This is a genomic window from Lysinibacillus sp. G4S2, from assembly GCF_030348505.1.
Classification (GTDB): domain Bacteria; phylum Bacillota; class Bacilli; order Bacillales_A; family Planococcaceae; genus Lysinibacillus.
Genome location: NZ_JAUCFJ010000002.1, coordinates 2,542,871 through 2,555,458, shown reverse-complemented (window position 1 = coordinate 2,555,458; position 12,588 = coordinate 2,542,871). Strand labels below are relative to the sequence as shown.

The 12,588-nt window shown below is 36.6% G+C and carries 11 protein-coding genes and 1 riboswitch; of the genes, 4 read left to right on the top strand and 7 right to left on the bottom strand.

What is annotated here, in order from left to right:
• Positions 1-57: 57 nt before the first annotated feature.
• Genes QUF91_RS13105 through QUF91_RS13095 form a run of 3 tightly spaced genes read right to left on the bottom strand, consistent with a single transcriptional unit; the run spans position 58 to position 2,694 of the window.
• The gene (locus QUF91_RS13105; protein WP_289418055.1) at positions 58-660 is read right to left on the bottom strand and encodes an ECF transporter S component; all 603 of its coding nucleotides are present in this window, start codon (positions 658-660) and stop codon (positions 58-60) included.
• 21 nt (positions 661-681) lie between these two features.
• A complete protein-coding gene (locus QUF91_RS13100; protein WP_289418054.1) occupies positions 682-1,644 on the bottom strand; it encodes a nucleoside hydrolase in 963 nt (320 codons plus the stop codon).
• 36 nt (positions 1,645-1,680) lie between these two features.
• Complete coding sequence (locus QUF91_RS13095; RefSeq protein WP_289418053.1) at positions 1,681-2,694, bottom strand: LacI family DNA-binding transcriptional regulator; 1,014 nt, start codon at positions 2,692-2,694, stop codon at positions 1,681-1,683.
• A gap of 429 nt (positions 2,695-3,123) precedes the next feature.
• Here QUF91_RS13095 and QUF91_RS13090 point away from each other — a divergent pair, with 429 nt between their 5' ends.
• Positions 3,124-3,546: a hypothetical protein gene (locus QUF91_RS13090; RefSeq protein WP_289418052.1), complete on the top strand. Its 423-nt coding sequence runs from the start codon at positions 3,124-3,126 to the stop codon at positions 3,544-3,546.
• 744 nt (positions 3,547-4,290) lie between these two features.
• On the opposite strand, the gene QUF91_RS13085 is transcribed toward QUF91_RS13090, so the two are convergent.
• The 3 genes from QUF91_RS13085 to QUF91_RS13075 form a co-directional block, all read right to left on the bottom strand.
• Positions 4,291-5,061 (bottom strand): hypothetical protein, encoded by a 771-nt coding sequence (locus tag QUF91_RS13085; protein ID WP_289418051.1) that lies wholly within the window; start codon positions 5,059-5,061, stop codon positions 4,291-4,293.
• Positions 5,062-5,339: 278 nt separating this feature from the next.
• Positions 5,340-5,999, bottom strand: coding sequence for a precorrin-3B methylase (locus QUF91_RS13080; RefSeq protein ID WP_289418050.1), 660 nt, complete (start codon positions 5,997-5,999; stop codon positions 5,340-5,342).
• Positions 6,000-6,055: 56 nt separating this feature from the next.
• A complete protein-coding gene (locus tag QUF91_RS13075) occupies positions 6,056-7,057 on the bottom strand; it encodes an ABC transporter substrate-binding protein (RefSeq protein ID WP_289418049.1) in 1,002 nt (333 codons plus the stop codon).
• Positions 7,058-7,236: 179 nt separating this feature from the next.
• A riboswitch (cobalamin riboswitch) is annotated at positions 7,237-7,423 on the bottom strand.
• Positions 7,424-7,613: 190 nt separating this feature from the next.
• Between QUF91_RS13075 and QUF91_RS13070 the strand changes: the two genes are divergently transcribed.
• Together QUF91_RS13070 and QUF91_RS13065 are read left to right on the top strand one after the other, a co-directional pair.
• Entirely contained in the window at positions 7,614-9,554 is a 1,941-nt protein-coding gene (locus tag QUF91_RS13070) for an elongation factor G (RefSeq protein WP_289418048.1), read from the top strand.
• 1,186 nt (positions 9,555-10,740) lie between these two features.
• Entirely contained in the window at positions 10,741-11,190 is a 450-nt protein-coding gene (locus QUF91_RS13065; RefSeq protein WP_289418047.1) for an NUDIX hydrolase, read from the top strand.
• A gap of 95 nt (positions 11,191-11,285) precedes the next feature.
• Here the strand turns inward: QUF91_RS13065 and QUF91_RS13060 are convergent, their stop codons facing one another.
• Entirely contained in the window at positions 11,286-11,465 is a 180-nt protein-coding gene (locus QUF91_RS13060; protein WP_285400435.1) for a hypothetical protein, read from the bottom strand.
• Between the two features lie 264 nt (positions 11,466-11,729).
• Here QUF91_RS13060 and QUF91_RS13055 point away from each other — a divergent pair, with 264 nt between their 5' ends.
• Entirely contained in the window at positions 11,730-12,212 is a 483-nt protein-coding gene (locus tag QUF91_RS13055) for a hypothetical protein (RefSeq protein ID WP_289418046.1), read from the top strand.
• The last annotated feature ends 376 nt before the right edge of the window (positions 12,213-12,588 follow it).

Genomic DNA, 12,588 nt, shown 5'->3' with positions numbered 1-12,588 from the left:
CTTAGAAAAAGTAGAATCTTTTTCGCTCAGGCAGAGCGGAAAGAGTTTATGAAACAATTAGTTATTGCTTTCACGTTTCATATATAGCGTTCCGTAATTCATTTTTGATAAATAGCGATCAGACATTTTTCTTACAATAAAGTATACGATTAGAACAGATACTACTTTGTCCGCAATTTCAAAGATAAAAGATGAAGCAAATACGGCACTCCAAATTTTTTGTCCTGAAGCAAGGAATGTAGCTGTAAGAAGCGATCCTGTACTTCCAGTAGCTCCTCCAAAAACAAGCACTGTAATCGGGGCAGATACGATAACAGCAATGAATGTAATGACAATACCTGAAATAATCGTTTTAGGAATATTTTTAAACATTCCGCCTTTAGCCAAGTACCCTACTCCTAAACCAATCGCCATCGATGTAATCGCATACGGAAAATACGTAGGATTGAAAATGCCATTAATAAGGTTTGTAATTAATCCAGCAAGTAATGCTACCCATGGACCAGCAACGACCCCGATTAAAATGGTTCCAATCGTATCAAGAAAAATAGGGAGCCTTAAAACGTTAGCAATTTGAAAACCGACAATGTTAACTGCTACACCAATTGGAATAAGAAGCATAGACATCATATTAAAGTCATCTTTAAAACTACGTTTCATCTTGGTTTCCCACCTTTTTTATTATTGACTGATTTGACGGCTCATTTTTGCAACCGCTTCTATAAATTGATTGACAAAAGCTTCATGATTGACCGAGTGTAATACTTTTACATTATGAGGTTTGCCGGAACGGTGCATGTAATCGACAACGGTCGCACCAGCCGTATGACGCCCTTCTGTTTCAACCGCCACAAAGCAATCTTCCCCTTTGAAAAGTTCTGGAGTGACAACATATGAAACAGCACATAAATCGTGTAAACGAATACCATTTTCAAAATCAGTTTCTCGGAAATCAGTATTTTTGGCATTTTGTATATAAAAACGAAGCATAGAACTAATTTTATGTGATAAATCTGTACCCATGCTTTCAATTTGATCCAATTCTTCCATATTGACATACGCTTTATGAGTAACATCAAGTCCGCTCATGACAATAGGAATTCCTGAACGAAAAACGATATCGGCTGCATGCGGATCAACATAGACATTAAATTCTGCAAAAGGACTCATATTGCCGGCAACAGCTGCGCCACCCATATACGAAATATAACTGATTTTTCCTTTTACTTCTGGATGAGCAAGCAGCAATGCTCCGATATTTGTAAGAGGGCCAGTTGCGATTAAAACGATTGGTTCCTCACTTTTAGTTAAAACATCTGTTATAGCATTGATAGCTGTTCGATCACTTTCAAGTAAATCCGGCTCCGGTAAAATGACATCTCCTAACCCACTTTCCCCATGAACCTCATCAGCAACCTCAAGTTTACGGAAAAAAGGAGCGTCCAACCCTCTCGCGATTTCAATATTTTGTTTCATATAGCTTGTGAAGGCTCTAGCATTGTAAATTGTTTTATCTTGAGTTTGATTTCCCGGCTCCGTTGTAATTAACTTAATATCCAGATCATCACGAGAAAAAGCTAATAAAAGTGCCATGACATCGTCAATTCCTGGGTCGCAATCAATAATTACTGGTATTTTTTTCATCAATTTCACTCCTTTAGTTAAACTACATTGTTAGAGTTATAGTAATAGATTTGGTGAGGTACTACTTTCTCGTACTATCAGAGTCGGATTAAACATAACGGATTTCGTTTCGGCATTTTCAAGTTTTTGGATTAAAAGCTTTACAGCCTCTCGCCCCATCTGATAAGTATCCTGACGAATTGTAGTAAGTTTAGGTATTAATACAGATACAAACGGAATGTCGTCAAAGCCTACAATGGATAATTCCGTTGGTATTTGAATACCAAGCTCATGAGCCATACGGTAAACACCGAATGCCATTACATCATTAAAAGCAAATATAGCCGTTACTTCTTTTTTCATAAGAAGGTCTTTGGACTTATCGTATGCCATTTCCATCTGAAAATTGCCTTCAATAATATGTGCTGGCAAAAGTTCAACACCTGATTCAGACAGTGCTCTCTTGAAACCTTCTAAACGTTCATTAGTTAAAGAAATGGACCTTGGCCCTATAATGCATCCTATCTTTCTATGTCCTAGCTCTATTAAATGTTTTCCTGCTAAATATCCACCTTTATCATTATCTAAAAAGACACAGGAATGTTTTTTTTCATTCTTTCCCCTATCAATGAGAACAAAAGGAATTTTCGCACGTGACAACTGCTCCTCATCGGATGGATCCAAATAATCTTTTGCCGAAAAAATGATACCATCTACTTGTTGTTCTTCTAATAGTCGTAAATATCGCTTTTCTTTATCAGATTGATCATCAGAATTACAGATGATTAAGCTATATTCTCTTTCATTCGCTTCATCTTCCACCCCTCGACATAATTCTGGAAAATACGGATTAGAAATATTCGGAACAATCAATCCAAATGTTTTCGATTGCTTTGTTACTAAACCTCGCGCAAATTGGTTAGGTTGGAAGTCTACTTCCTCCATCACTTTAAGTATCTTTTCACGTGTCTTTTGAGACATTCCCTCTTCTTTTTGATTCAACACCCTCGAAACAGTCGTAATAGAAACACCGGCTTTTTTCGCTATGTCTTTAATGGTCCATCTTTTCATAATCTTCACCTACTATTACTATAGGATCATGCTTTGAGAAAACGTTTTCGTAAACCGTTTTCTCTATCACCATATCATAATATAGTTAAATTATCATTATTATTCTGAAAAATCAGAAAACAATAGGTGATCCAGAATAAAAAATGAAGCATAAGCTATGAAATGGTAGGCAGATTTTTCTCCTATACTGTCCTCTATTTGCAAAGACGTGAGAAAAAGTTTCACGAGGCAGTTGACCGTACGCTTGATTTCCGATAAAGAAACTTTTACAAAAACTCGCGAAAGGATTAGTTGAACATTTGGCCAAGAGAATATTTAATCCCCTACAATTTTATTGTAACCTCAACTTTTTGGGCGATGTTTTATTACATAGACTATAATAAAAATAGAAAAACCTTATTAAAATAGATTTAATTAGGAGATGAATATATGGCTTCAAATGCAATAGAGTTATTTTTTGTGATTGGATCTATTTATTTCTTTTTCGTAATTTCATTCTTTTTTAAAAAAAGAGGAAAAATAATTTTGTATAGCTTTATAGTTATTATCCTTATCAGCTATGCAGTATTCCTAACTGTTCGTCCACATATACAGAACGCAACATATGATAAATATACTCAAATGGTTGAAGATCATTTAGAAAAGAAATACCCTAATGCATCTTGGGAAACTAGTTTTGACAAAGAAGATTTATTAACAACATCATTTGGATACGCAATAAAAGTGATATTTGATGACGAACCAACAGTACTTTATGTTTATAAAGTTGAAAATGGTAAAGTCATTCAAGCGTATGTATCATACAAAGATAATGACAGCCAAAATGACGGAAAGTATGTAGAACGAGACTAAAGACTTTTCATCAGACACTCAATATTAGAAATACAAACAACTAAACATAAATATTAAGAGGCTGGGACATAACTGATCAAAATATTAAAAAGCGCGAAAAATCAATTTTAGAAACGTTGATTTCTCGCGCTTTTCTGATGTAAAATCAGGTGTGTTGATTAACCATTTTTATCCACCTTGATTAAATTAGAAGGATCTGATTTCCGCTACGGGCTACTCGCTTTGTTGCTGTCGCTTCGCTTTCGCACAGATAAAACAATTTGTCGCTGTCGCTTCGCTTTCGCACAGATAAAACAATTTGTCGCTGACGCTTCGCTTTCGCACAGAGCAAGGCTTCCTGCGAGCAAGCGTCGAGTAGCCCTACGCTACAAGCTCTTCATCATAACATGTGGTTGATTTCTTTGATAGAAAGAGCGTAGTTTCGATAAAAGCCCAAATAGTTTCGATAAAATGAGATTTTGTTTCGATAAAAGCTTAAAAAGTTTCGATAAAGAGCGATTTTGTTTCGATAAATCTTCAAAGTATTCCTATAAAACGAACGAAAGTAGCTTTAGCGATTCTGTTTTGGGGCTCGACACTAAATAGTAACAAGAAAAACCCTTTCATCGATTAATAATAAACCAATTTTTTCCTAATTAACACGCCTGATGTGAAATCTTTAAACTTGCTTTTAAAATATACTAATATCCTAGCCTCTTTAAATAGATCGTTCATTTAATATAGTTGTATACAATTCCTTTTCTATCACTTATCTCCTACTTGCTTTAATATTTCTACTGGAAACCAGCTAACTTTCGAATCCGATTCATTCTTTACATATAGATAACCATTAATTTCAGTACCTAGCGAAGAAAAAACAGTTCCCTTTAAATACATTCTGTTATCCCAATCAACAACGTATCCTTTTACTGGACTAAGTTGCGCTCGTGTATCCTCTGTTAGCTCATAACGCACGCCTTCTTTTCTTTTTATCGTTTCAGCTATTTTAATATCTGTACCTTGATATTCTACACAACTTTCTCCTACTTCTAAATCAGCAGAACAATAAGAAAATACTTGTCCGTCATTTAAGAAAGAAATTTTGACCGCTTCTTTACTGACCTCATCATCTTTATGATAATAGTTTCCATAACGTTTAAAATCACTAATATGGTCACGATTAATATTAATATAAGTTGGATCGTTATAGAATGATGCACGAATTTTTATCGGTACTTCTTTAAATACTACTAAATCAGTTGCTTGTACCCGATATTGCCCCATCTGGTAGAATGTTTTGCCATCATATTTTTCAATGTCATACGTTTTAAAGAAGTTATTTCGCTTAACCACTAACGAATCAAACGTACCATTTGGATTTCTCTTGTATACCTTGATGTCTTTTTTAAAGGTCATTTTTCCTGTTTGTCCTTTTACAACTTCTGCTCCATCATATATCACTTTCGCATTTGATATTGTTGGATTAATTACTGCTAATATTAAAGCTGCTAGTAACACAGTAAAAAATTTTTTCATTATTTTCCCCCCCTCGCTCTTTATTATTCTCTTAAATTCAAACATAATTACTTAATAATGTAAATTAATTTACGTAATATTCCATTGTAAAACGAAGGGCTCATCACCTTAACGTGTGGTTGAATTCCGTTCCCCCTAAGCGCTTTCCTGCGTGCCTTCAGTCGTAACGGAAGTCAACCTATATACAGGCATACATTCTTAACAAATGTCATCTACAATTTTTGGTGATTGTCATACGAAAGGATGTTCAAAAGCAGAGTATTTTCTCATCACCTTTTTTACATTTCCCAATAATCAGCCGAATTTGTTCTGCGATAAAATTTATAAAAGGGTTCATTTGGGCGAGCATGTTCCTTATAGAGGCTAATGATCCGCTTTAAAAAAACTTCAATATGCTCAACTCCTACCCTTTTCGCAAACAGAGTACCCGCTTGTGCATTTACACCCATTGGTACTGCCCCTAAATAGACATCAAAGCTATCCTTTTGATAGACAAGCCCAATATCATCGTACACCGCATTGTAGCAGGCCGAGGCACAGCCATTTACGTTTATACGTAATCTTGTAGGTACAGATATTCCTTCTAATGAATGATATAGCTGTTCAGTAATCGGTGCCGCCTCCATCTTATCTCCATCGCAAAAATCACAGGCCTTCATCGCCACAATCGGTCCTTGCTTTGCCACATACAGGCCAGCGTCTTCTAGTTCCTCAATCGTATCTTCTACATCTTCTGTTGGAATTGATAGTAATATGCTATACGAGGCAGAGTATTTGATAGCACCAGTCTTCCCTACAACCTTTGCAATTGTTTGGAATTGTGCAGGAGTATAATGCTTATTTATAATACCGGGGCTTACTGCAAGACGAGTAAAATCGCCATTGTTATTTAACTTTTCAAAGGTTTTGTCCGGTATATTCGTATGGAATGCATTCATTGTTTAACGCTCCTTATAAAAAAGGGGCTAGCGTTTTGCTAACCCCAAATTTTTTTCTAGTTTTCAAAGCTCTCAGGATAGAAGCCCTTAGCTAATATTTGAATAGCTTCTGCAGCACGAACCCCTTCTGACGCAGCAGAAAGTGGTAAGATGACAAAACGTTCATTTTTAACTGCTTCCATTTCTTTCAACGCTGGATCATGTTTTAAGAATTTTATTTTTTCTTCCGCCGTTTTTTCTCCGTAATCAACGACAACAACGACTTCTGGATTACGCTCTACTGCATCTTCTTTTGATACCGTAGTCCATCCTGATTCCACATCACCAAAAATATTTTTACCGCCAGCAATCGTCACAAGCTCATTCATAAAGTTTTGTCCAGTGGTTAAGACATCTTTATCACCACTGTCATAAACTAAAACGCGTAGGTCTTTCTTATCTTGTGGTAATTTTGCACGAACAGCGTCTACATCCTTCGTCATTTGTTCAATTAAAGCTTCTCCACGATCCTCAACGCGAAAAATTTTTGCGATATTTCGAATATCTGTGAAAATATCTTTTAAAGTTGGTTTCGTCATATTTGAGGCTGTATGTAAATAAGTGTGAATCCCCAATGCCTCTAGCTCTTCCTGTGTACCAACACCTTTCTCCCCAAAGGCGCTTTTCCAACCTCCGTATATAAAGTCTGCTTCTGCATCAATAACCTGTTCCTTTGAAGGATACTGTTTAGCTAACACCGGCACATTATCGTATGCAGCTTGTAGGGGCTCATAAATTTTGTCATCTAAGTATGCCGTCCCTACCATTGAATCTTCCAAGCCTAACGCTAACATTATTTCTGTGACATGCTGATTTAAGCTAATCGCTTTTTTTGGTGCTTCCTTATATATTTGTGTTGTTCCATTATTTTCAATCGTAATTTCTGTCGTTTCAGCTTGCGAAGGCTCTACCTTCTCACCTTGTGCTGCTGATTCTGGTTTGTCCTTTGCATTACACGCGCCAAGTATAGCGATTAACGATATCGCAATGACAAGCCACAAGCTTTTCCATTTCTTCATGTCCTCTTCTCCTTTGCTGTTAACTATATAGAAAGAAATCTTTTGACTCCTTTGCTACCTGAATGACACTCGCTGATTTAAGTTAAAAAGGGCATAAAAAAATCCCCTTGTTTCCAAGAGGTTAGCATAGTGAAAGAAAGGTTCTTCAACCTATTCACTATCCCCATCCTCGTGGTTTAAGTAAAAAATACACATTGGCAGGTATCCTGGCTTAGGTTCATCATCTATACACCTTCCCATAGCATGGCTACAGTGGTATCTCGTATAGACTCCCCATTTACAGTTGCGGGACAGCATCGGATTCGCACCGATTTCCCTTTTAAGCAAATAATAAAAGTCATTTGCACCAATAAGTCGTTATATTTTTTGTTGTCAATGATATTGATAAACTAGCAAAAGAAATTTTTGGTCGCAATCTCACAAAAAATCCATAAAATCATAATCATGAATATATTAGCACTATTTCGACATAAATACTAACTATTTTACACGAAATCTTTTTCTAGTAATTCTGTTACAATGGTGAAAGATGAAAAATAGAAACGGGGATTTTTTTATGCATGTAACAATTGGTGTACTCGCTCACGTTGATGCAGGAAAAACTACATTTTCTGAGCAGTTACTATTTCATACAAAAAGTATTCAAGCCCGCGGACGAGTGGATCACCAGGATACATTTCTAGATAATCATGAGCTAGAGCGTCAGCGAGGTATTACAATTTTTGCAGAGCAAGGTCGTATGACGATTGGAAATGATACATATACGTTAATTGATACACCTGGGCACGTCGATTTTTCACCAGAAATGGAACGTGCTATTCGTGTTATGGATTATGCCATCATTGTTATAAGTGCCGTCGAAGGAGTGCAAGGCCATACCGAAACAGTGTGGCAACTTTTACGCCAATATCACGTCCCAACCTTCTTCTTTATCAACAAAATGGATCGTGAAGGTGCAAATGTAGAAGCCGTTATGACACAGCTTCAAAAGGATTGCTCTGAGGATGTTTTATTAATGGACGAACCGCTCCATTCTGATTATGTTTCCAATCATATTATGGAGTGGCTTGCTGAACGTGATGAACAGCTTCTCGATGCTTTTCTTAATGAAACTTTGGATAGCTTTAGCTCCCTTACTCATCTGCAGGCGATGATTAAACAAGAAAAGGCCTTTTTATGTTTTACTGGCTCTGCTTTAAAAGATACTGGGATACAGGAATTACTAGCACAACTCCCCCTACTTACAGAGACACATTTTAACGATAATGAAGCGTTTCAAGGTGAAGTCTTTAAAATTCGTCATGATGGACATCAACGCTTAACATTTTTAAAGGCATTACAAGGAACGTTGCACGTGCGGGATGAATTTTCGTTTGGAGATATGACAGAAAAAGTGACGGAGATTCGACTATATAATGGCAGCCGTTATGAAACTGTGCAGGAGGTTAAAGCCGGGGATATTTTCGCAGTCAAAGGGATTAGTCAAGCAAACATCGGCGATATCATTGGTCGTTCAAGCAACCCGCAGCCCTACGAGTTAGTACCAACGTTGCAGGCAAAAGTACAATATGAAGGCGATCAGCATATTAAAGAAGTTTTAAAAATTTTTCGCATGCTTGAAGCAGAGGAACCATCATTACGTGTACTATGGCATGAAAAATTTCAAGAAATTCATGTACATATTATGGGTGTCATCCAGCTCGAGGTTCTTGTCGAAGTACTCAACAACCGTTTCTCACTAAACGTTTCATTTGGCGAACCACAGATTTTATATATGGAATCAATCTCAACAACTGTGACAGGCTACGGTCATTTTGAACCATTAAAGCATTATGCAGAAGTACATTTATTGATGGAACCAAATACACGTGGTACTGGCAATACATTTGTCAATGCATGCCATGCGGACGATTTATCGGTTGGGCACCAACGACTCATTGAAAAGCATTTATTCGAGCGCGATCATCATGGGCTGTTAACAGGTTTTCCCGTGACAGATATTCGCTTCACGCTTTTAACAGGACGTGCACATATTAAACATACTGAAGGTGGCGATTTCCGCGAGGCAACATTCCGTGCTTTACGGCAAGGTCTTGAGCAAGCAGAAAATATATTACTAGAGCCTTATTACCGCTTTAAGCTCAAAGCTCCTAGTGATTTTATCGGCCGCATGATGACCGATATTCAGCAAGCGTCAGGTACATTTGACGCACCAATCCTAACCGAAAATGATGCGATTTTAACTGGCCGTGCCCCTGTTGCAACATTTATGAGCTACAGCACAACCTTTGCCGCCTACACCAACGGAAAGGGCGTACTCTCCCTGCAATTTGATGGTTATGATGCGTGCCATAATACGGAAGAGGTTATCACGCAAATCGGCTACGATAAAAATGCTGATCCTGAATATACATCCTCCAGTATTTTTTGTGCAAAAGGCAAGGGCTACTCAGTTCCATGGGAAGAAGCTGAGGCAGCGATGCATTGCATTAAATAATTCACATTAAAAAAACAGGACGTGATTGTTAGATCATTGTCCTGTTTTTTAGCGAGGATTTTATGTTAGCGTGTGGTTATTTGCTTTGGTTCCGCGGGTATTTCCCTGGTACGCGCGGGTATTCGCTCTGATTTCGCGGGTATTTCTCTGGTACGCGCGGGTATTCGCTCTGGTTCCGCGGGTATTCGCTCTGGTTCCGCGGGTATTTCCCTAGTACGCGCGGGTATTTGCTTTGGCTTCGCGGGTATTCGCCCTGATTTCGCGGATATTCTCCTGGTACGCGTGGGTACATCCTGTGTCAGTGATTCCTCTACTCCCCTATCAATGATCACAGTCTCTAAGCTCCCTCTAAGCGCTTCTTTAAATCTACACATCTACTTTTCCTCTATCATCAATTATTCTGCTATGTTACAATTTTTAACGAAACATTTTCAGTAAAATAAGTGAAGGACAGGAATTTTCAAGGATGTTTAAAATTTATTGGAAATGAATTTTTATTATATACATATCAATGTTACATGACTTTATCCTAAATCTTCTCAGTTGTTTTATAGGCTTCATGCTATTTATAACGTACGAAAATATCTTTAAAGTAGTCACTTAAAAAGAGATAGTAAAGAGGTGGATTCATATCGCAAAGTTTATTGAAGACTTGGCCGGTGCAGTATACGATGTTATAAAGGTTGTATTAAAATGCCTGGGGTACTTAATTGCTGGTATGTTAATAGTTGCAATTCCAATTTACCTAATTGTGTGGGTAATTGGATTATTCCAGTGACTTTGAAAGTCATAATTTTAAAAGTTTTTTACAAACGGGGAGCTTTATTTCAATAAGTATAGAACTTGTATGTATGATTGAATCTCATATATGAAAGTCCTTTTGTTATGCACTAACACTTTCACACAATACGCTCCCTTAGTTCCACACTTAGCAATCATAGACTACCTTCTTCTAAATCATTCTCAATCCTCACAGGCTTTGTAAGAGGCTCTAGGAGATCGCAATAGTTACTCATGTAAGCTATCTCAAAGTTGAAACTATTTAGATCTTATCGTCTCGCCAAGCTGTAAAAATTAATCTTCTTCACACATTTACCATTTATCTACCAAACAAAATTCCGCTATGTTATGATTCTTTACAGATAGAATTTTTCATTTAGTTAAGAAAAGAACAATTGGAGGAAACATGAATTATATAAAATCTTTACGACAATATGTTGGAACAAGTCCTATTATTGCACCAGGTTCCGCAATCATTGTTTTAAACGAAAAGAATGAAATACTTTTGCAATTACGTTCAGATACAAATGATTGGGGGCTTCCGGGTGGTGGAATGGAAATTGGAGATAGTTTTGAAGAAACTGCTCAAAAAGAGTTGTATGAGGAAACAGGCTTAATTGCCCAAGAATTGAAATTGCTTGGCTTAGCTTCAGGGAGAGAGTTATATTATAAATTTCCACATGGGGATGAAATTTATAATGCTACTGCAATTTTTAAAGCAACTGCTGTAAAAGGCATTATTACACAAAATGAGGAAAGTAAAAATTTAGAATATTTCCCTTTGGACAAACTCCCAAATTTAAATTATACGACATTGAAATTACTAGAAAAGGTTGGTTATATTTCAACTAATTAGATATGGGGCTATAATCAATCACTCCTTACCCCGCTTCACATAGCAATTAAGAGGCTTGCGCGTAAAATTACACACAGAGCCTTTTCGTTATGCATTCATAAAAGCTCCCATAGCTTCATAAATGGCTCTAGCAATGAAATTAGATAGCTTGTGTGAATGATTCTTAGTAAACATACAGCAAAGCCCCATGAATCAATCGTTTCTCTTTGAATTGTTTCCTTGCATTCTTTGATAATCTTGTAGCAAAAACTCTTTTTCAGTCCTAAGATCCCCATTAATTATACACTCCTGACAATTCTTTCGATTTCCAGGCAATGATAGTTAGCTTTAAGTCTTCTCGTTGTTGCTTTGTCAACGAGTTAAGGTTTAATTACGATCTGCCTAAATGTTTCCCCTGTGCTTTGGCAACCGCAAGTAGTTGTAGCATTTTCTTGCGCTCGTATTCAGCTCCATAAGCCACCAGGAAAGGAATTGGCCTACCATTAGTTACAGCATGCAACCATGTAAAAAGGCATTCGTCTTTAAATCGAGGTGATTTTGTGAAAAAATGGTTAATTACGTTTTTTGTAGCAATTGGATTATTGTTTTCAGGGTGTACTTTACTAATTAATAGCCTACTCCCAAATGAATATGAAGTACTCGAAAGTAATTGGGACATTTATTTACCTAAAGCAGATGAGAAAAAAAATTTACTAACAACAGACGCTAGTTTTCAAGGTGATGGGGAATGGTTTGCATTATTCGATTATTCAAAACCGATTGATTTTAGTAATACAGGCTTAGTAAAACTTACTTCCAATGAAATATCTGATGCAAATAATAAAATAGCGCAATTCATAAAAAAAACAATTGATATTCGTCAAAATTCTAAAGAAATTGTTGATATTTTTAATCAATATGATGTTGAAGCAGAAGTTGGGGACTATTATTACTATGGTGAACACCATAATGGAAATGATTTCATTATTTTATTATATAAATCCGAATTACATCAGTTATATAAATATGAATGGCACCAATAATGAAACTACCTTTCAACAATAATCCATCACACAACAACCATAGGGCTTGTGCATAAAATTACACACAAGTCCTATTTTTATATTAACCGCTCCTGTAGCAAATAATTAGAAAACCTTGTGTAAATGAATCCCCTACTTCATTCTAAACGCGCACAGGTGCTACTGTCACTTGCAACAATTGCAGATGCGAATTTACCATTAAACTACCAACTAATGCTCTGCTATGTTATGATTCCTTTGTGGATATAATTTACAGTGTGTTAAGTAAAGGGAATAACGAGGAGTAATTATGAACCTTAAAGGTGTATTGATTTATATGTTTTTTGCATAGGAACTTCCTTGGTTTAGGCTTACGCAAACTTAGAATGTTAATTGC

What these genes read in the sequence shown, in the direction of transcription:
- QUF91_RS13085 (WP_289418051.1), bottom strand. Translation starts at nt 5,061, where the DNA reads ATGAAAAAATTTTTTACTGTGTTACTAGCAGCTTTAATATTAGCAGTA.
- QUF91_RS13080 (WP_289418050.1), bottom strand. Translation starts at nt 5,999, where the DNA reads ATGAATGCATTCCATACGAATATACCGGACAAAACCTTTGAAAAGTTA.
- QUF91_RS13065 (WP_289418047.1), top strand. Translation starts at nt 10,741, where the DNA reads ATGAATTATATAAAATCTTTACGACAATATGTTGGAACAAGTCCTATT.
- QUF91_RS13060 (WP_285400435.1), bottom strand. Translation starts at nt 11,465, where the DNA reads ATGGGGATCTTAGGACTGAAAAAGAGTTTTTGCTACAAGATTATCAAA.
- QUF91_RS13095 (WP_289418053.1), bottom strand. Translation starts at nt 2,694, where the DNA reads ATGAAAAGATGGACCATTAAAGACATAGCGAAAAAAGCCGGTGTTTCT.
- QUF91_RS13075 (WP_289418049.1), bottom strand. Translation starts at nt 7,057, where the DNA reads ATGAAGAAATGGAAAAGCTTGTGGCTTGTCATTGCGATATCGTTAATC.
- QUF91_RS13070 (WP_289418048.1), top strand. Translation starts at nt 7,614, where the DNA reads ATGCATGTAACAATTGGTGTACTCGCTCACGTTGATGCAGGAAAAACT.
- QUF91_RS13090 (WP_289418052.1), top strand. Translation starts at nt 3,124, where the DNA reads ATGGCTTCAAATGCAATAGAGTTATTTTTTGTGATTGGATCTATTTAT.
- QUF91_RS13105 (WP_289418055.1), bottom strand. Translation starts at nt 660, where the DNA reads ATGAAACGTAGTTTTAAAGATGACTTTAATATGATGTCTATGCTTCTT.
- QUF91_RS13100 (WP_289418054.1), bottom strand. Translation starts at nt 1,644, where the DNA reads ATGAAAAAAATACCAGTAATTATTGATTGCGACCCAGGAATTGACGAT.